This is a genomic window from Mycoplasma anserisalpingitidis, assembly GCF_007859615.1.
GTDB lineage: Bacteria > Bacillota_I > Bacilli_A > Mycoplasmatales > Metamycoplasmataceae > Mycoplasmopsis > Mycoplasmopsis anserisalpingitidis.
This window is the reverse complement of record NZ_CP042295.1, coordinates 657,646-677,454: the sequence shown is the minus strand read 5'-3', so window position 1 is coordinate 677,454 and position 19,809 is coordinate 657,646. Positions and strand designations below refer to the sequence as shown.

Sequence of the window (19,809 nt, the reverse complement as noted above, 5' to 3'; positions counted from 1 at the left end):
ACACCACCCCTGGTTTTTTCATATTTTTACCATAATTTTTTAATATTGAAAATAATAGTATAATAATGAATACTAACTATGGAGGTTTAATTTGAATAAATTTAATAAATCAAATGATAATAATGAAATTAACACAGATCTAAATTTCGATGTTGCAAAAAAAAATACGATCTATAAAAGAACCAAAATGACAAATTTTGGTCTTCCACTAAGATCATTTTATGGTCAAAAACCAATGTGACAAGTGATGGGTATTACAATTATTACCGCTATTATTTTTGGTGTTATAAGTGTATTCTTTGTTAAAAATGTTGGTATTTATAACTTCGGATTAGCTGCATTTGGTCAATCTATTGCACGTTTAATTACTGTATCTATGCCCGAAAGTGTTGCTGCGAATGTTAGAAATATGATAGATCAACTTGTTTATTGAATAGCTTATATCGTTCTTAGTATTCCGATTTTTATTTTTGGATACAAAAAAATAGGAAAAACTTTTACGAACTTGACTGTAATATTTTTAGTTGTTTCCTCATTTATATCTTTTGGAATTGGTCTTATTGATGGTGCTAATGATATTTATTTTATTGGTGATTTTTCAAATAAAATTGTTAAAAATAGTTTAAACGAATATCAAAAATCACTTAGTCCAATCATACCTCTTCTTTGAAATGATGGTGGAAATATTATAGCTTTAATGATATACTCATTAACTTATGGATTTTTACTCTCATGAATCTTTGCGATTATCCAAATTATTGGTGGAACTGCTGGTGTTACTGGTGTTATTGGTGAATGATATGCGAACGAAAAACAAAAATCATTTGCAAGTATTTCAGGATATATGAATATTGCAATCATATTAATTTGTGTTGCAATTGGTTCTTATATTCCAGGATCTATGCTACTTAAGAGTGTGGATAAGAGCATTGTACAAGATGAACAAGTATTAATGGTTTTAAATAAAGCGTGAACTTTTGAATTATATCTTTCTCCAAACTTTGTAGCCACAGTTTTAACAAACTTCATTTATATTTTAGTATTAAATAAACTCTTCCCTAAATTCAAATTAGTTAGAGTAGAGATTTTCTCTAAACATTATATGGATATTAGTGAAAGACTTGCTCACGATACAAAAATTGTTACTGGTGTTACAGTATTTAAGGGAATTGGTGGATATTCAGGTAAAGAGGTAAATGTTGTAACCTCTATAGCATTATTTAGACAAGTTCCAAGAATCATCAAAGCAATTAGAGATGTTGACTCAGAAGCGTTCATCTCAATTTCTGATATCGCAAGTATCGATGGACATGTTTATTTACCTACTAATAAATTCTAATCAGCATTTTGCTGATTTTTTGTTTATAAATTTTAATCAATGTATAATAATTTTATGAATATTAATCAAGCAAAAAACAGAATAGAAGAACTAATAGAATTAATCAAAAAATATAATCATCATTATTACAATATGGACAACCCTATTGTAAGCGATGCTGAGTATGACAAGTTATATAACGAATTGTTAAGTTTAGAAAATGAATTCCCAGAACTTATTACTACTGACAGTCCAACTCAAATAATTGGTGGTTATGCTGCAAATAAATTCACTAAATTTGAACACAATAAAGCAATGCTTTCTCTCTCAAAAGCTTACGATTTCGAAGAAATAAAAAAATTTCATGAAAATATCATTAAAAAAATTGATGAAATGGAAGTTAGTTATGCATTGGATTATAAAATTGATGGATTATCAATTTCATTACATTACAAAAATGGTAATTTAATTAGAGCAGTCACACGTGGTGATGGAATCACAGGTGAAGATGTAACTGAAAATATAATACAAATTGATTCAATACCTCAAAAAATCAATTATTTAAGTGATATTGAAATCAGAGGGGAAGTTTACATTTCGAAGAAGACTTTAATAGAAATAAATAATAGACTTAGAAGTGAAAATAAACAAGAATTCGCTAACCCTAGAAATGCAGCTAGTGGTACTTTGCGTCAATTAGATCCAAACATAGTTAAACAAAGAAATTTAAGTGCTTTTTTATATGAAATTGTTGATCCGATTAAACATAATCTTCACTTTCAATCTGACGTAATTCAATTTATTAAAGAACTTGGGTTACCGACTCAGAATTACTTTAAGAAAGTTACTGAATTAGAAGAAATCAAAGAAGAAATTGAAAAATTTGCTGAAATAAAAAATAAATTAGATTATGACTGTGATGGATTTGTTATTAAACTTAATAACATAGACATTTGAGAAGAACTAGGATACACTGCAAAATTCCCTAGATATGCTATTGCATTTAAATTAGAAACTGAATCAGCAACAACTAAAATCAAAGAAATTAGTGCCAGTGTGGGTCGAACCGGTAAAATAACATATGTTGCAAATGTTGAATCAGTAGAGTTAAATCAGACAAATGTTCAATTTGCTACTTTACACAACTATGAATTCATTAAAGAGTTAAATTTAAATGTTAATGATGAAGTTAAGTTAATTAAAGCTGGAGAAATTATTCCTAAGGTTATTGATTTAGTTAAAAAGAACTCATATGGTGTTTATCCTAAATTATTAAATTGTCCTTCATGTAATTCTAAATTGGAATATATTGAAGAAAATGTTGACCAATTTTGCATTAATGAAAATTGTGATGAAAAGAAGGTTAGAAAATTAATCCATTTTGTCTCAAGACCAAGTTTAAATATTGTCAATTTAGGAGAAGCTAATATAAGAATTTTTTACGATTTTGGTTGAATTAAAGAAGTTTATGATATTTATAATTTAGGCCAATTTAAAGATGAGATGTTAAAGCTTAAAAGTTTCAAAGACAAAAAAATCAATAATATTCTTGAAAGTATTGAAAAAAGTAAAAATAATAAATTGTCAAAATTAATTTTTGCCTTAGGAATCAAACATATTGGTGAAAGAGCAAGTAAAATTATTGCTAAAAGAATAAGTAATATATCTGAACTTTTAACTTATGATATTGATTTACTTGAAAATGAAAATGACTTTGGAATTAAATCTGTAGAATCACTTAAAAAATGAATCGCTAATGAGCAAAATAGATTAACCATCGAAAAACTCAGTGAAATTTTCAAACCTATTGAAGTTGCTAATACTTCAAAGAAATTAGAAAACTTAACATTCGTAATTACAGGTACTTTTGAATTAAAAAGAAATGAACTTAAAGAAATTATTGAACAAAATGGTGGAACTGTATCTTCATCAGTTTCAGCTAAAACAAATTATCTTCTTTGTGGAGAAAATCCTGGTTCTAAAAGAGAAAAAGCTGAGCAGCTAAATGTATCAATTATTGATGATAAATTTTTATTTAATTTAATTAAATAAATAATTAAATTATTTATAATTTTAATCATGAAACTAAGGGAACAAAGAAATAGAACAATTTGCTGCGAAAATCAAAAGAAATCACCAAAAAGACTTTCTTTTTTTAACAAAAATCCAAAATTTCAAAAACATAATCCAGATTGTAAAAATTTTGTTGAAACTAAAAATGATGAAATTTTACAAGAAGCAGAATTATTAAAATACAAAATGGGACGTCACCTATTAAATAGTAAAGAACGTTCGTTTACATTTACAGAAATAATTAAAAGATACTGATTAAGAGTTTTACTTATTTTTTTTGTTGCATTAATTTTTAACTTTGGAGCAAAAATGTTTTTAGTTAGAGGAGACACCATCCCTTCTGGTCTAAGTGGAATTCCTATTCTTATTAACATTTTAGTCCCCGAGACTAAAGCATATTATGCGTTAATTTATCTAGGTGTAAACCTACCACTTATTTTTACAGTTGGTCTAAAAATCAAACGAACTTTTACCGTATTAACAGTTCTATTTATGATATTCCAAATTGGTACTGACTTTATATTTAGTTCGGAAGTTATTCATGATTTTTTAGTAAATTCAATTAATTTTGGACCTGAATTAGACCCTGACCATGATACTTGAATTAAATTACTTTATGGTGTTCTTGGTGCTGCATTTATAGCAAGTGGAATAGCCTTATCATGAAAATCAGGTGGTTCAACCGGTGGAACTGATTTTATCGTATATTACTTTTCAACAAAACTTAAAAAGAATGTTGCTTTAGTAATGAGCATTGTTTCTATTACAACTGCAATTATCTTCTTAGTGATCTTCGGAATTTGTAAACCTCATCCAGTTACTGAAGAGAATCCACACAGAGTTTACTTTGGAATGAGAGAATTATCAACCTTTACTTATTTAGTTGTAAATAATTTAATCGTTAATCTACTTTACCCTAAATACAAAAAAGTTAAATTATCTATTTCATGTTCAAATCCAACAAAAGTACTTGCCTACTTTAAGTTGATTAATTACTGACATGGATATGAAATAAATACAATTAAATCAGGCTACTCAGGAGCTGAAGTTCACAAAATCGAAACAGTTTGTTTATTATTCGAAACCAGAAACATTATTGAAGATGTCAAAAATGTTGATCCAACTGCATGAATTACAGTATATCCAATTACTAAAGTTGTAGGAAGTTTTAATACACAATATGTAGAGAGCTAATTTTGGCTCTTTTTTGTACTTTTTTTGTTTATTTATTAAATAGTCAACATTTATAGATGGAGGTAATATGAAATTAAATGAACTAAAAAGAGTTAGCAAAGATGATTATGATAAGATTGAACCTGGTGCTGTTGCTAGTGTTCTGGTAACTTTGCTGCCACAATTAATTTATGCAATAACACCAATTATTGGTCTGATAAAATCTAGTTTAAGTAGTGCTGGCGAAATGAAAACTAAAGAAGCCACTTACAAGTGAGATTATACAAAAGATAAAAATGTACAAAATGATAACTTAGTTATTTTTTAATAAAATCTTTAATTAAAAATTTAATGTTGTATAATAAGCATGTTACTTTAGTAACCGTTCTAAAAAGGTATATAAGTTTTAATTATTAAACACCTCAAAGGCGAGCCACTTAAGGGAGGTATTGCTATGAAAGCAATCATCGAAACAGGGGGCAAACAACTTTTAGTTGAAGTTGATCAAACAATTTTCATTGAGAAAATTGAAGGAAATGAAGGAGACAACGTTACTTTTGATAAAGTATTATTAGTTGACTCTAAGATTGGTCAACCATATTTAACAGGAGCTAGCGTTACTGGTGTTATTGAAAAACAAGGTAAAGCTAAAAAAATCGTTGTATATCGTCACAATGCAAAATCAACACACAAAAGAAAACTTGGACACCGTCAACCATATACACGTGTAAAAATTACAGAAATTAAAGGATAATTAAGAAATGGCACATACGAAAGCCGGTGGTTCGACACGTAATGGTCGTGACTCACACAGTAAAAGACTTGGTGCTAAATTAGGTGACGGACAATTCTGTACAGCTGGTTCAATCATTTACCGTCAAAGAGGTACAAAGATTTTCCCAGGTGTTAATGTTCAACGTGGTGGTGATGATACATTATTTGCATTAATCGATGGATATGTTAAATATGAAACTAGAAGAAACAGAAAGTTTGCTTCAGTATATACAGAAAAACAAAATTAATCTTTTTGATTAATTTATTAAAATCACAGCAGGTAATCAAACCTGCTGTTTTTTTTACTAAAAATATACAACATCGGAAATATTAGTTATCATTTGTGCTCCATTTTTTATTAATTCACTATTAGTATCGTTTCACTGAATTCCAGGAAAACAAAAAACATTTTTTCCATAATCTGCAAAAGCATATGCTAAGTGGATTAATTTACTTTCTTCTTTAGTGGAAATCAAAATCATTCTCTTTGAAATACCTGCACAAATTAAATTACGCATTGAGTAATGTTCGCGCTTTACATGATAATCAGGCGGAAATTGACTTAAAATAAGTTCATTTGTACCATATTCTCTAGATTCACTTTTAATTCCACTAGCAAGTAGATAAATAATGTTAGATTTATGTTTTTTAAATAAATTAATGATTTCATAATCTAAATCTGTTTGTTGATTTGTAACTAAAGTAGATTTCTTAAAAATCTTTTCGTTCAAATAACTAATTGTAAACTTACTTATACTTCCATTAATTTCTCCTGTAATATTTAATAATTCCCTTCCTTTAAGTAGATTAATATTTCCTTTATAAAACAAAACATAAGGTGGATATTTAAGTTGTAGTAAGTCATTCGGATAATCGCTATCTAAAAAAGTAATGTATTTTATGTTTGTTTTTTCTAATTTTTGTTTGATTTCTTCAAGTAATTTAAAATTTACTAATTCAGCATTTTTAATTTTCTTGAAGATTTCCAAATTATTTCCTTTGCATATTCATGCTCAATATAATAAAAATTCTCTCATATTACCTCATATAAATATGAGTTGATTTAACAAAATGAACTAAATATGAACTTTATTTGTTATTGTTTCCATTATAATGATTACTTATATATATTAATAATATTAATTAAGATAAAATTTAATGTAGAAAGAAGGTAGTTGTGAAAATAGCTTTTTTTGATGCCAAAGAATATGACATTAAATACTTTAATCAAGAAAACAATGGAAGACATGAAATAGTTTATTTCAAAGAAAACTTAAACATTAATACTGCTAAATTAGCTAAAGGTTTTGATGCTATTTGTGCTTTTGTTAACACATATGGTGATAAATATGTTTTAGACATTTTAGCAAGTTATGGTGTTAAAGTTTGATTACAAAGATCAATGGGATATAATAAAGTTGACTTAGTTAAAGCTCAAGAATTAGGAATTCAAGTATTTAGAATCCCTAACTATTCTGCTGAATCAGTTGCTGAATTTGCTATGGCAACATTGATGACATTAAACAGAAAATTGGTTACTGCTTCAAGACGTGTTAAAAAATACAACTTCTCATTAAATGGTCTTGATGGAATGTGTGTATATGGTTCAACAATTGGAGTTATTGGTGCTGGAAAAATTGGACAATGTTTTATTAACATTGCCAGAGGAATGGGTGCTAGAGTATTAGTATTCGACATTTACAGTGAAACAAATAATCCAGATTTAGCTAAAAAAATGGGATTTGAATACGTTACTTTAACAAAATTATTAAAAGAAAGTGATTTTATTTCACTTCATGCTCCTTTATTACCATCAACAAAACACATGATTGACATGGATGCAGTTTCAATTATGAAAAAAGGTGTTATTATTGTTAACACATCTAGAGGTGAATTAATTGACATTAAAGCAGCTATTAAAGGTCTTAAAAATAATACAATTGCAGGACTTGCTTCTGACGTTCTTGAACGTGAAGAAGGAAGATTCTATGAAGACGTGTCTACGCGTGCTGAAGAAATACAACAAATGGACCCCGAATGAGCTGAATTAATTAAAATGAAAAATGTTTTAATTACTTCACACCAAGCATTCTTAACAAACGTTGCATTAACTCAAATTGCAAGAATTACCTTAGATAATGCTGACAATGCTGAAAAACAAGATTTTACAAATGCTCTTAGATTATTAGAGAACGGAAGAGTTCAGAACGGATAATTAAAAAATGAATAAAACAAAATATGGAATCTTTGATTTCTTTAAATTTACAAAAAAAAGAAGACAAAACACTCAAGAACCTGCTAATAAACAAACTTGAATTAAACATGCTATATCAGAATTTATTGGAACAATCTTTATCAGTATGGGACTTGCTGGTTTAAGTATTTACGTTGGTAATAAACCAATTGAGCACTTATTTTTACTCCACAATACAATCGTAGGATTTTTTGCTGGATTTATTGTTGTTGGTTTATGCTTATTCTTCTTCTTAAGATGAAGTTGTGACTTAAACCCAGCCGTAACTTTAACAAGATACTTAAATGGAACTAACACAGGCAAATATGCATTAATGAAATTTGCTATGCAAGTTTTAGGAATGTTTGCCGCTGCAGGAATTATTTATGCTATTGGAATGAATACTTCAACAACAGGGATACCTAACTCACCAATTTTAGCTGATGTTGCTGCAGGCAAAGCTTTTGATAATGTGAAAAGTGATGATGTGATGGCTGGTTCAACTTGAATTTTCTTCACTGAATTAGTTATGACTGCAATATTATTATTCCCAATTTTTTCACCAAACATTAATGATAAATACCGTGATTTAATGATTATGTTCATCATTTCGCTTTCAGTATGAATGGGAATCCTTGGTGGTTCAGCAGCTATTAACCCAGCTCGTGGATTAGCTCAACAACTTCCATACTTATTTAATGCAGCAAACACTGGCGCAACTGTTTCAAATTCATTTATTGGCGGAACAATAGCAATGACACTTGGTTCAAGTTTAGCTCCAGTATTCTATTTATTCATCCAAGGAATTACACAAAAATATGTAAATCCTTTCGTAGTATATTGCATTAAATTCAAAAACGACAGAAATAATAATATGACAACAAAATAATAATCGGGATGTCTAATAAACATCCTTTTTATTTTTAAATTTAATAAAAATGTAGTCTAAGCTACAAATTTATAGTAATAAATATTTATCATCAAGAAGAAAGTCAAATAGATTAAGAATTAATATTCCCTCTTCAGTATAATGTGTTCTTAAATGTTTAGTTATAATAATTTTTTTGAATGAATCCCTTATTCTTCTAAATGAGTTGGTTTCTTGTATCATTTTTTCCACAGTTGAAATTTCTAATGCAACTTGAACATAAACTTTATTTAAAAAGTCATTGCAAACAAAGTCCACTTCCGCATATTTGTGGCTTTCTCCTCCATTACTACTAGAGTTTCTATAATCAATTCTTCCAACATCAACATTATATCCCCTGATGATTAACTCATTATAAATAATATTTTCTAAAATATGTGACTCATCATTCTGTCTAAAATTAAGTGCCACATTTCTTATTCCAACATCACCAAAGTAAAACTTATTTTCAGAATTAATTATTTTTCTACCCTTAATGTCAAATAATCTTGCCCTACTAATTAAGAATGAATTTTCTAAATAAATTATATAGTTTGAAATAGTATTGTAATGAACATTAATGTGTTTACTATTAAAAGTATTTACTATATTATTAGGATTAGTTAAACTACCAATTGATGAAGCTAATATTAAAAAAGTATTATCAAAGATTTCATCACTTCTTATCGAATTTCTTTCTATAACATCTTTTATATATGTGTTATTAAGAATATCAGATAAATATTTTGCTTTATCTCTGATATCTTGATTATTAACTCCAGGGAGTCCACCATAAGTAATGTATTCATTTCAAGCTTCGTTAACATCTAACTCATTATAAACACTTTTGAATTCCTTAAAAGATAATGGATAAACTTGAATTTGATCACCACGTCCTCTAAATTCAGTTATTACATCCTTAGATAAAAATTTTGCATTGCTTCCTGTTACATAAATGTCTACATTTTTGTTATTTAAAAAACTTATTAAAACTTTTTCAAAATTTTCTACAACTTGGATTTCATCAAGGAGAACATACAATTTTTTGTCTTTTTCAATTTTTTCGCTTATTGCTTTATAAAGATTTTCTTCCTTGGATAAGTGCCGGTTATCATAATCTTCAAATGATATTCTTAATATATTTGATTCTTCTATACCTATCGAAATTAGATAATTATAAAATAGTGTAAAAAGCAAATAAGTCTTTCCTACTCTTCTCATTCCGGTTATTATTTTTATAGTACCATTGTTCATTTTCCTAATTAATTTTTGTAAGTACAAATCTCTTTTTATTTCTATTTCTATTTCTTTCATCATTAACCTTTCAATATAATTTTAACAAAATTTATGATGATATATAGATTTATAGTGAAATTTTTTAGTAAATTTACCATTTTTTTGCATTATATTTGCATTTTAAGATATTTATAATGGAATTTTTTATCATATTTACCATTTTTTTGCATTAATTCATCGTTTTTTGACATTTTAATGAATTTTTTTGGCCAATATACCATTTTATTGCAATAAATTTGTGCTTTTAATTACTTTTAATGAAATTTTTTATCATATTTACCATTTTTTTGCAATATAACCATTTGTATATCGAGTGGAATAAAAAGATAAAACCCTTAAAATTTATTTTAATAACAAAAAAATAGTTAACATTAAAATATTGCAAATTCCTTTAATTTTTTATAAATAATTACAAAGCAGATTTTAAACTTTTTCATACTGTTATACAACTATATGAAAATATGTGAAAATAAACTAAAAATAACTTTTATTATTTAAAATATTTTTAACTTCTAAATTCATAAAATATACATAAATATCTATTTTACAGTACTTAGTGATGTGTAAATGATTACATATTGACTATGACCTATGAAAATGTTTTGTACTTTGCATATATACTTTAGTATAATTTAAAAACTATCTTGTAAAGGGACTTGATATGTCATCTAATATGACATCTATGCACAAATATCATCTCTCGATATTATCTAAAATAATGTTTGCAGTGATAGTAATTCTTCACCAATATTATTGGTATGATATTTTTTGTAAGGAGGTAAATCTTGAAATATTCACAAAGTGTATGTGCACTTAATCTGCTTAAGTGTGAACAACAAATTGATGATTTAGTCAAAAATGGACTAGAGTATATGCACCTTGATTTTATGGATTTTCATTACACATCAAGTTTTGGATTAAATATGGAAACTGCTGATTATTTAATCAAAAAATATCCTAATGTTCAATTTGATGCTCACTGTATGACTAGTGATGTTGAATTATTGCTAAAAAAATTCAATGAAATTAAAATTCAAAGAGTTTCGTTCCCACTTAGACAAGCAAGTGTTGAAAAATTAAGTAGTTATAGAACTATGTTTTCAGGACAACTTGGTGTTATGATCGAATCACAAGACGAAATCATGAATTATGTAGACATAATTAAAAATGTTGATTTTATAGTTTTAATGACAATTGATAAAATCGGCGGAACTGGCGTTAAATTAAATCCTGAGTTGTTAAACAGAGTTAAAGTTCTTAAACAAATAAATCCAAAATTGTTCATCATCAGTGATGGTGGTTTAAGAGAAAACAATGCAGATTTATTCCATGAAGCTAAAGTGGATGTTGCTGTTGGAGGATCTATAATTAATACATATTCAGCAAAAGACAAAGTTGAATTCATGACTTGATGAAACGAGAAATATGGATTATAATGTTTGAGATTTTACTACTGTAAATGCGGTTAAAATAACTTTTTGAGTTCTTGCACTAGTTTTAATTTTGGTATTTATAGTTGTTCTTATTTGAAGAATATTTTTCGATAAAAATAAGAACAATTTAATTACAAATTCTAAAAATGTAGGTTCAATAGACAAAGAATTTGATAAGTTAATAGATGGTTTGTCAAAAAATAAAGATTTCGAAGTAATATATAACATTTTAATCAAAAATAAGTACGCAAAATTAAATCACTCATTAATTCCCGCGATTATTATTTATAAAAACAGAGTTTTTCTAATTTCAAACATGATAAAAAACTCAATTAATGACGAATTAATCTTAAATAGTAAGGAAATAGCTCTAATCCATAATAATAAGAAAAAAGCAATTAAAGATGTTCAATTGCACTGATATAACGAGATAATTAAGATACTTAGAAATGATTTTTTACCAAGTGATAAATTTAAGTTTGAATTTGTAGTCCTACTTAAAAATGATATTAAGAAAGTTACAAATGAAACTACATTTATGGTATCAAACTCAATTGATTTTATAGAAGAAATCGAAAACAATTATGAGAATTATGACGAATTGAGTTTTAATGATAAGTTAAAATTTATTGAGAGAATGCAAAAAGAAAACTTATATAAAATAAGGGCAAGAAGATAATAAAATTGTTAATTGCAACGTTTATATTTGCATTAGTTGTAGTAATCTCAATTGTTTATCGTTTTATAATCTATAATGCATTAATTCAAAATAGCAAAGATTTAAATTCAAATTTGCCTTATGCTTCTGCAAAATATGCAAAAAAAGTATTAGATCAAAAGAAGTTAATGATTCAATTTGAATTCAATCAAAACTACTTTACTTATGAACTAAATAAAAAAAGAAGCATAATCCATTTTGATGAAAGTATTATTGGAGATTATTCAGTTTATTCTCTAACAATGTCTTATTTGCAATGCTATAAATACATTTTAAGCAAAAATTGAATGAATATTACTCAATATATCATTAAAATTTTATTTCCAGTTATCTGAATTAGTATCTTTGCATTATTATTCTTACAATTTTGAATCATTTCTGCTTGTTTATTTTTATTGATGTTAATTGTTTCTGGACTAAGTTTTAGTTTATTTTACAAAAGTAGACGTTTAATAAATGACTCAGTTATGGAACAGTTAAAATATGTTTTAGCAGAAAATGATTTTAAAATTGCATCAAGAATACTTAGAAGAAATTATTTTAGTGAAATTAATTTAATCTTTTTCTCAGTGGTTGAACCAGTTAAAGATTTAGTTACTTTGTTTAATAGATGAGGTAAATAATGAATTTAAGCAAAAGTGATAGAGAGCGTTATATTAATTTACTCACAACTGTTTACGATGAAGAAATTTCTAAGGTTAATTCCTTAAGCGATCAAGAGATTTACGATTTAGTAGTAAAACATCAAGAAAAACAAATCAAACAAAAGAAAAACCCAAATAGATTTTTTATGTATTATAAAGGTTTACCTGAACCTAAAGAGTATAAACCAACAACTTCGAAAAAGTATGGACTTATAATAGTGGCAATATTCTTTGGTATGTTCGTTATCTTATTTATAATATTAATGTTATTAGCGTGACGAAGTCATAGTTAGGAGAAAAAATGTCAAAATTATTTAACGAGGAAATGCTTGAATTCAACAATATCAAAGACTGAAAAGAATGTGTTAATCATGGTGTTGAACTTTTAGTAAAAAATAAATATGCGACTAAAGAACTTGCAGATGCAATATTCAAATCAACCGAACAATTCGGTGCTTACTATGTTTTAGAACATGGTTTAGCTTTATTACATGCAGCACCAGGACCATATTCATTAAAAAATGGTGCTTCAGTTATGGTTCTTAATGATTTTGTTCAATTTAACAATCAAGAAGATAAATATGCAAAAGTTATTATCACTCTTTGTGCAGTAGACTCGCACTCACACTTAGATATTCTTCAAGAGTTTGCACATTATTTTACAAATGAAGAATTCAAAAAACAACTTTACGAAGCAAAAAATATTGATGAAGTTAAATCTTTAATTCAAAAATTTAAATAAGGAGAAATTATGGTTATTCAAACAGTATGTGGATCAGGACTTGGATCAAGTCTTTTAGTAGAAATGAACGTTAAAAGTGTTTTAGGAGCATTAAAAGTTCCTTATGATAAAGTAGAACACACAAACATTAGTTCATTTACTGGTGTAGGGGTTGATTATGTAGTTGTTGGAGCTGATGTTGCTCCAGTACTAAACTTCCCTGAAGAGAAAAAAATTGTTTTATTAAATATTCTTTCTAAACAAGAACTTGAAGAAAAACTTAAAAAAGTTCTTGGTTTATAATTTTCAAGTAAACCTATTTTAACAATCGAAACTTATTTTCTGGTTGATAAGAGTATGGTCTAGGCTGCTTGTTAAAATTTAAAACCAGTTAGAAAAACATAAGAGGAGAAAAATGGACTTCTTACTATCATTTATTAAGTCTTTTGCTAGTACTCCAGCCTTTTTAGTAGGTATTTTTACTTTAATTGGTTGTTTAGTATTACGTAAAAAGGCATCAGAAACAATAGTATCAGTATTTAAAGTTATTGTTGGTTTCCTTATTTTAAGTGGTGGAGCTGCTGTGTTACAAGGTTCTCTTAAAGCCTTTCAACCAGTGTTCCAAGAAACTTATAAATTAAGTGGAATCATTCCAAATAATGATGCTTTCGCTGGTATTTTCACAGATGTTTCAGCAATTAGTACAGTAGGTTCATTAATCATGATTGTTGGAATGATTATGAACTTAATTCTTGCTGTATTTTCAAGATTTAAATACGTTTACTTATCAGGACACGTACCTTTTTTAAACCTTGAAGTGCAAACGCTTCTCTTAACAATATTTTACAGTAAAATTGGTAGATTTTTTGAGAAAAGAAGCCCCGCGGCGCTTGAGCGGATCAGTCCGTTAGGACGTTTCCCTATAACCTTTTTTAAACCTTGAAGTGCAAACGCTTCTCTTAACAATATTTTACAGTAAAATTGGTAGATTTTTTGAGAAAAGAAGCCCCGCGGCGCTTGAGCGGATCAGTCCGTTAGGACGTTTCCCTATAAATTTTTAAAAAGAAAAGCCAGAGCGGCGACTGAGCGTAGAGAAAAAGAACCATATTAGAAGTGTGGTTTAATAACAGAAAAAATCAAAAGCCTCTCCACGGCGTTTGAGTGGAAAGTTTATCAACAAAATATTATGTAAAACGTATTGTGGTTGAAATTGGGATATATGTGGTCAAAGACCACATTTTATTATTCAAGATTAGGTAAAAGATCTAGTAAAATCATTTCTATATTTAACTCTTGTTCAGCCATTTCTCTAGAAGATTTAAAACCAAAAATTTTTCTTGGCATATTGTTTATTTCATCTTGAAGTTCTTGAACTTCTTCATCAGTTAATTCTGTAAAATCAAATCCTTTTTTGAATTTTCTACGAATTAGTCCATTAAAATGTTCATTTGAACCTCTTTGAAATGAACAATATGGTTGTGCTTTATAAATTAATAAGTCATTTTTATAGGCTACTAATCCTAAGGCTTGAAATTCAAATCCATTATCTGAAGTTATTGATAAAAATGGAAATGGATAATCCTTAATTATTTCATTCAGCACCTTGTTTATCTCAAATCAAAATTTGCTAGTGACCTTTTTTATAATGGTAAAACGTGTTTTTCTCTCTGTTAAAGTTAGTAAGTTGTGATACCCTTTTCCCTTTCTTCCAATAACTAAGTCAATTTCTCAATGACCCCATTTTTCTCTAGTTTCTATACTTTTAGGCCGCATAGGTATAGGGAAAACAAACTTGTTACCATGCGTTAATCTAATCTTATAATCAGTCTTTCTTTTACCATTCTTAACATACCCTTTTCTTAAACGGTTTTTCATTTTCAGGACTCAAATATTTAATTTAATTCATTTGTAAAGAGTTCTAATAGAATAACCTTTTTTACCTGTTTTTTCCTGATAAAGTTTAAGAGTAGCTTCAACGCCATGATAATTTTTTTCATAGTGTTCAGTAAAGAAATCATTAAATTCTTTGTTTGCAAAAGCATTATGATTCCTTGAATAGCATTTTCGAATTTTTGTTTTTTTATTAGCATATGCAGCATCATATTCACCGTAGATATTCGAATTTCGTTTAACTTCTCTAGAGATTGTACTTACAGATCTTCTTAACATTTCTGCAATTTCTTTTAATGTTTTGAAACCATAGTTGATTTGAATAATTAATCTCTCTTCTGGTTTTAATTGTGTATAATTCATATGACCTCATTTCAAATTTAAGGGTTAAAAGAGAAACATTGTTTAGTTTTGGTTAGTTTCTCTTTTTTTATTTTAAACTAATTTAAACTAAAAAGTACAAACACAAACATGTTTGCACTTGAAAGTATAATCAAGGGTGCATTTATTTAAAATGCACTTTATTTTTAAAATTTTCACCATGCTTTTTTCTGTAATGTTCTCTGAGAAATAAAGGTTTTATAAAAAGATTCGTTTACCAAAATACCTAAATAAGTAAAATAACTGTAAAAACTTATAAAAACTGAAATATATAAAAATATTCCTAATGGTCCATATTTTTCATATTTAAAAGTTGTGTTAAGTGAACCAAAGATTAAAACTAATATTCAAGTTGGTATTGTGGCCAATAATGATCCTGAATAAACTTGAGAAATTTTTAACTTAAATGAGGGTACAAATTTATAAAGAAGAATAAAACCAATGTATAAAAATATTAAGGATGTTATCTCAAAAAGAATAAAAGCTTCTCATTTTTTATACTCTGGATCATCATTAAAAGCGATAAATAAAATATTTAGAAGTTTAAGTATGATAACTCAAATTGAAATATAAAGAGAAATTAAAATAACTATTAATAAACCTTTGAATCTATTTCCTAAAAAATTTCCTAAAAATTTGTGTCCATAAATATAGTTATAAGAAGTAATCATTTTACCATAACCAGCACTACTTAATCATAAACATGATAATGAAAGAACTGCTAATGGAATGTAACTTCAATAACTATCAAAATTGCTTGGTAAAAAATCTATAACACTTAAAATTCCAGGTATTAAATTTGAAAGAATGTCTTGATAGAAGAATTTATTGAATGAAATATGTCAGGAAAATAATGAAAGAATAAAGTAAACAATAATAACAATAGGAACAAATGAAAGTAAGAAATAAAAACAAGATGAAAGCGGGATAAATTGAAACTCTTTTGACGAAAATTTTAAATAAGCTCGATTAATAATACTTTCTCTTTTTTGCTTATTTCTATGCATTGTTCTAAACATTGTAATAAATAAAATAATTTTAATGATAAATTTACAAATTATTTCATATATATTTACTTTTCATTTTGGTGGCCAAATTATGTTATGATTGAACTTTTCTTTTTTAACTTCTCTACTTAAGTTTCTTGTAAAATCACAATTATTTTTTAAATAATTTTTATAGATTGAATTTTTCTTGAAGAATTTTCTTAGTAACTTCATCAGCTAAGGTTGGTGAAATTTGACCATCAGTTTTTTTCATAGCTAAACCAAGAATCATTTTTAAGACTCTCTCAGGACGATTAGGATATTCTTGAACAATGTTTTCATTTTGATTTATTAATTCAGAAATAATTTGATTTATTAAATTCAAGTCACTAATTTGTTTAAGTTTGTGCTCTTCTAGTAAGTCGTTGATATCACCATCAAAATTTTGTAAAAGTGGAATCAGTTTTTTGATTGATTTACCTGAAATAATTTCTTGGTCTAATAATTCAATTGATTTAGTAATGTTTTCTGGTTTGATATTAAGTTCATAGGCATTTACAGATTTAGAGTTTGCTAATGAAACTACTTCAGCAAAGAAAATTTTAGCCAATTTTGTTTTATCTGGATAACTTATGCTGTCGAAATAGTCTGCAAGTTTTAAGTCATTATTTAAGCTTTGAATATAAATGTCTTGAATTTCATAAGATTTATAACGTTTAAATCTTTCAACTGGAAGTTCGGGAAGAATTACTGAATCAATTAAATTTTGAGATATTTTAATAAAAGGAATATTTGGTTCAGGGAAGTATTTATAATCAGTTTGCCCTGTTTTGACTCTCATTGTAATTGTTGAATTGCTTTGATCATCAAAACGTTTAGTTTGTTGAAGAATTTTTTCATTTTTAAACAATTTTTTAGCTTGATCAACAATTTCAAATTCAATTGCTTTTTTAATATTGTTAAGCGAGTTCATGTTTTTAATTTCAACTTTAGTACCAAATTCACTAACACCCTTAGGTTTTAATGAAATGTTAATATCAGCTCTTAATGAACCTTGCTCAAGTTTAGCATCACTTATTTTAAGAGCTAAAGCGGTTTTTCTTATAGCATCTACATATGCAGCTGCTTCTTCAGCTGAGCTCATAACAGGATTTGAAACAATTTCAATAAGTGGAACCCCGGCGCGATTGTAATCAAGTTTAGTTCCATTTTCATCATGATGTTGTCTTGCAGTATCTTCTTCGAGGTGAATTCTTTCGATTGATACTTGCTTAATTTCTCCGTTATTAAAAATTACGTCAATAACACCATTTTTCCCAATTGGTCTATAAAATTGAGTGATTTGAAATCCTTTTGGTAAATCTGGATAAAAGTAATTTTTTCTATCAAAATGCATTTCACTATCAATTTCCATTTTAAGAGCTTTAGCTAAAGCAATTGCATATTTAACAGCTTGCTTATTAATTAATGGTAAAGTTCCTGGGTAAGCTAAATCAATTTGATTAACTGTTGTGTTAGGCTCTGCATCAAAGACATTTTTTGCAGGAGAAAACATTTTTGTTTTAGTGTCTAATTCAACGTGGATTTCGACACCAATAACTACATCAAAATAATTATTTCAGTTCATTATTTTCCTCCTAAAATTTCTTCAAATCAAAGTGAAATTGAAAGTAATTTTTCATCACTATAAATTTCAGAGTCAAGTGCAATATTAAATGGTAAATTATCTTTTTTGCCTAAAGGTAGTGTAATCGAAGGGTTTCCAACTAAGTTTGAACCAGTTAAAATATATTCCATCAAATCATAGTTTTTATTTTTAGAAAAATCAATAAATGGTGCCACTGCAGCACTTGCTGGGTAAATTAAAACATCTGAATTTTTGTGTAAATTTGTTAAATAATCTTTAATAACTCTTCTAACTTTTTGAGCTTTCTTGAATATTTCGTCTTGGTTTTTGCTGTATAAATAATAACTTCCAAGTGTTAGTCTTCTTTGAACCATTTTTCCAAAACCACTTGTTCTGGTATTTGTCATTATTTCTTGTCAGTTTTCACCAGTTTTTCTTTCTCCGAATGCAATTCCATTTAAATTTGCTAAATTAGCTGACGCTTCTGAATAACTTACAATATCATAAACAGGTTTTATATTTCTTAAAATTGTTAGATCTGGTTTGATTTTTTTAACATTTACACCATTTTTAATTAGTTTTTCTATTAATTTATTATATGAATCTAAAACATAATCTTCTAAAAATTCATCTAAATCTAAAGCAATTACATTTTTAGGTTTAATCATGTTTAATTGGTGGATTTTAACTTCAACACTGGTCATATCCTTGTTATCAACACCAAAAGCTGCTTTAGAAACTTCAAAAATATCATTAACATTGTGGGCAAAAAATGCAACTGTGTCTAATGATGAACAGTAAGCAAACATTCCATAACGAGAAATTGCTCCATAAGATGGTTTAAAACCTACTTTACCATTGTATGAAGCAGGTAGCCTTACACTATCGCCAGTGTCACTAGCAAGAGCAAATGAAATGTTTTCTGTTAAAGTCGCAATAGAACCTGATGATGAACCACCACTTAATCTTTCAAGATCAATTGGATTTCTAACTAATCCAAATCCAGAATATGTTCCAGTTCCACCAAGAGCTAATTCATCAGAATGCACTTTAGCAACTGAAACGGCACCAGCATTTAATAGTTTTTGTACAACTTGAGCATTATAATGAGGTTGAAAATTTTCTAAAATTTTACTTGAAGCATTTGTTATTGCGTCATCTGTAGCAAAAACGTTTTTTATTGTGAAAACTGCATTTGATAAAGAACCGTTTTGATTTAAATTTTTCATTTGATCATAAACATACGCAACCGCATTGTTTTTATCATTAATCAATTCTTTTCTAGCATTTTCAAAATTTCCTAAAACTTTAATACTCATTATTTAACCACCTTTTTAGTAATAATAAAATCTTGGTCAGATTCAGATGCATTTGCTAAAATATGTTCTTTTTCGATTGCTCATGAAGTATCTTCGATATCTTCTCTAAAAAAATCAATTTGATAATTTTCATTAATATGAGTCATTGGTTCGATGTTTTCGGTGTTAATTAAATTCATCATCTGAATGTGCTTTTGTAATATTTCTCAATCTTTTAAGATTTCTTCAACTACATCTTCAGTTGGTTTAAGCATTAAACTTTCAGCAATTTTATATAATTCTTCTTTTGTAATATTTTTGTTCATTTTTTCCTTTC

22 protein-coding genes are annotated in these 19,809 nt (G+C 27.3%); 15 read left to right on the top strand and 7 right to left on the bottom strand.

Going from position 1 to position 19,809, the window contains the following annotated elements; genetic code table 4:
* Window positions 1–91 precede the first annotated feature (91 nt).
* The 6 genes from FRW55_RS02760 to rpmA all read left to right on the top strand — a co-directional run bounded on the left by FRW55_RS02760 (window position 92) and on the right by rpmA (window position 5,586).
* Window positions 92–1,339, top strand: coding sequence for a DUF2179 domain-containing protein (locus FRW55_RS02760; RefSeq protein ID WP_237025360.1), 1,248 nt, complete (start codon window positions 92–94; stop codon window positions 1,337–1,339).
* Window positions 1,340–1,393: 54 nt separating this feature from the next.
* A complete protein-coding gene (ligA, locus tag FRW55_RS02755; protein ID WP_146368629.1) occupies window positions 1,394–3,370 on the top strand; it encodes an NAD-dependent DNA ligase LigA in 1,977 nt (658 codons plus the stop codon).
* Window positions 3,371–3,397: 27 nt separating this feature from the next.
* Complete coding sequence (locus FRW55_RS02750) at window positions 3,398–4,585, top strand: YitT family protein (protein ID WP_146368628.1); 1,188 nt, start codon at window positions 3,398–3,400, stop codon at window positions 4,583–4,585.
* Between the two features lie 67 nt (window positions 4,586–4,652).
* Window positions 4,653–4,892 carry a hypothetical protein gene (locus FRW55_RS02745; RefSeq protein WP_146309175.1) on the top strand — a complete coding sequence of 80 codons (240 nt, stop codon included), beginning with the start codon at window positions 4,653–4,655 and terminating at the stop codon, window positions 4,890–4,892.
* Window positions 4,893–5,018: 126 nt separating this feature from the next.
* On the top strand, window positions 5,019–5,318 hold the full coding sequence (gene rplU, locus FRW55_RS02740) for a 50S ribosomal protein L21 (protein ID WP_146309176.1): 300 nt from the start codon (window positions 5,019–5,021) through the stop codon (window positions 5,316–5,318).
* A gap of 7 nt (window positions 5,319–5,325) precedes the next feature.
* Window positions 5,326–5,586: a 50S ribosomal protein L27 gene (gene rpmA, locus FRW55_RS02735; protein WP_006886831.1), complete on the top strand. Its 261-nt coding sequence runs from the start codon at window positions 5,326–5,328 to the stop codon at window positions 5,584–5,586.
* Between the two features lie 57 nt (window positions 5,587–5,643).
* Here rpmA and FRW55_RS02730 read toward each other — a convergent pair whose 3' ends face one another.
* On the bottom strand, window positions 5,644–6,375 hold the full coding sequence (locus FRW55_RS02730; protein WP_146368627.1) for a DNA-processing protein DprA: 732 nt from the start codon (window positions 6,373–6,375) through the stop codon (window positions 5,644–5,646).
* Window positions 6,376–6,515: 140 nt separating this feature from the next.
* Between FRW55_RS02730 and FRW55_RS02725 the strand changes: the two genes are divergently transcribed.
* Together FRW55_RS02725 and FRW55_RS02720 are read left to right on the top strand one after the other, a co-directional pair.
* On the top strand, window positions 6,516–7,553 hold the full coding sequence (locus FRW55_RS02725) for a 2-hydroxyacid dehydrogenase (RefSeq protein ID WP_146368626.1): 1,038 nt from the start codon (window positions 6,516–6,518) through the stop codon (window positions 7,551–7,553).
* A gap of 7 nt (window positions 7,554–7,560) precedes the next feature.
* A complete protein-coding gene (locus FRW55_RS02720; protein ID WP_146368625.1) occupies window positions 7,561–8,460 on the top strand; it encodes an aquaporin in 900 nt (299 codons plus the stop codon).
* Between the two features lie 69 nt (window positions 8,461–8,529).
* Here FRW55_RS02720 and FRW55_RS02715 read toward each other — a convergent pair whose 3' ends face one another.
* Window positions 8,530–9,795, bottom strand: a complete 1,266-nt coding sequence (locus FRW55_RS02715) for an ATP-binding protein (RefSeq protein ID WP_201798402.1) — start codon at window positions 9,793–9,795, stop codon at window positions 8,530–8,532.
* Window positions 9,796–10,559: 764 nt separating this feature from the next.
* Here FRW55_RS02715 and FRW55_RS02710 point away from each other — a divergent pair.
* The 7 genes from FRW55_RS02710 (at window position 10,560) to FRW55_RS02680 (ending at window position 14,269) form a co-directional block, all read left to right on the top strand.
* Entirely contained in the window at window positions 10,560–11,210 is a 651-nt protein-coding gene (locus tag FRW55_RS02710) for a beta/alpha barrel domain-containing protein (protein ID WP_162848283.1), read from the top strand.
* On the top strand, window positions 11,200–11,886 hold the full coding sequence (locus FRW55_RS02705) for a hypothetical protein (protein ID WP_146368623.1): 687 nt from the start codon (window positions 11,200–11,202) through the stop codon (window positions 11,884–11,886). Before FRW55_RS02710 ends, FRW55_RS02705 begins: the two co-directional genes overlap by 11 nt.
* 5 nt (window positions 11,887–11,891) lie before the next feature.
* On the top strand, window positions 11,892–12,548 hold the full coding sequence (locus FRW55_RS02700) for a hypothetical protein (protein WP_146368622.1): 657 nt from the start codon (window positions 11,892–11,894) through the stop codon (window positions 12,546–12,548).
* Window positions 12,548–12,862 carry a hypothetical protein gene (locus tag FRW55_RS02695; RefSeq protein WP_146368621.1) on the top strand — a complete coding sequence of 105 codons (315 nt, stop codon included), beginning with the start codon at window positions 12,548–12,550 and terminating at the stop codon, window positions 12,860–12,862. The genes FRW55_RS02700 and FRW55_RS02695 overlap by 1 nt, the downstream gene beginning before the upstream one ends.
* Before the next feature lie 8 nt (window positions 12,863–12,870).
* Window positions 12,871–13,311 (top strand): PTS sugar transporter subunit IIA, encoded by a 441-nt coding sequence (locus tag FRW55_RS02690; RefSeq protein ID WP_146367489.1) that lies wholly within the window; start codon window positions 12,871–12,873, stop codon window positions 13,309–13,311.
* Between the two features lie 9 nt (window positions 13,312–13,320).
* Entirely contained in the window at window positions 13,321–13,593 is a 273-nt protein-coding gene (locus FRW55_RS02685; RefSeq protein ID WP_146368620.1) for a PTS sugar transporter subunit IIB, read from the top strand.
* Between the two features lie 112 nt (window positions 13,594–13,705).
* Window positions 13,706–14,269: a PTS transporter subunit IIC gene (locus tag FRW55_RS02680; RefSeq protein ID WP_146368619.1), complete on the top strand. Its 564-nt coding sequence runs from the start codon at window positions 13,706–13,708 to the stop codon at window positions 14,267–14,269.
* 263 nt (window positions 14,270–14,532) lie between these two features.
* On the opposite strand, the gene FRW55_RS02675 is transcribed toward FRW55_RS02680, so the two are convergent.
* The 5 genes from FRW55_RS02675 to FRW55_RS02655 all read right to left on the bottom strand — a co-directional run bounded on the left by FRW55_RS02675 (window position 14,533) and on the right by FRW55_RS02655 (window position 19,798).
* The gene (locus FRW55_RS02675) at window positions 14,533–15,543 is read right to left on the bottom strand and encodes an IS30 family transposase (RefSeq protein ID WP_146368304.1); all 1,011 of its coding nucleotides are present in this window, start codon (window positions 15,541–15,543) and stop codon (window positions 14,533–14,535) included.
* Between the two features lie 164 nt (window positions 15,544–15,707).
* Window positions 15,708–16,568, bottom strand: a complete 861-nt coding sequence (locus tag FRW55_RS02670; protein ID WP_237025359.1) for a YhjD/YihY/BrkB family envelope integrity protein — start codon at window positions 16,566–16,568, stop codon at window positions 15,708–15,710.
* A 169-nt stretch (window positions 16,569–16,737) separates the two neighbouring features.
* On the bottom strand, window positions 16,738–18,174 hold the full coding sequence (gene gatB, locus FRW55_RS02665; RefSeq protein ID WP_146368617.1) for an Asp-tRNA(Asn)/Glu-tRNA(Gln) amidotransferase subunit GatB: 1,437 nt from the start codon (window positions 18,172–18,174) through the stop codon (window positions 16,738–16,740).
* Complete coding sequence (locus FRW55_RS02660) at window positions 18,174–19,493, bottom strand: amidase family protein (protein WP_146368616.1); 1,320 nt, start codon at window positions 19,491–19,493, stop codon at window positions 18,174–18,176. Before FRW55_RS02660 ends, gatB begins: the two co-directional genes overlap by 1 nt.
* Window positions 19,493–19,798, bottom strand: a complete 306-nt coding sequence (locus FRW55_RS02655) for an Asp-tRNA(Asn)/Glu-tRNA(Gln) amidotransferase subunit GatC (RefSeq protein ID WP_146368615.1) — start codon at window positions 19,796–19,798, stop codon at window positions 19,493–19,495. Before FRW55_RS02655 ends, FRW55_RS02660 begins: the two co-directional genes overlap by 1 nt.
* Window positions 19,799–19,809 lie beyond the last annotated feature (11 nt).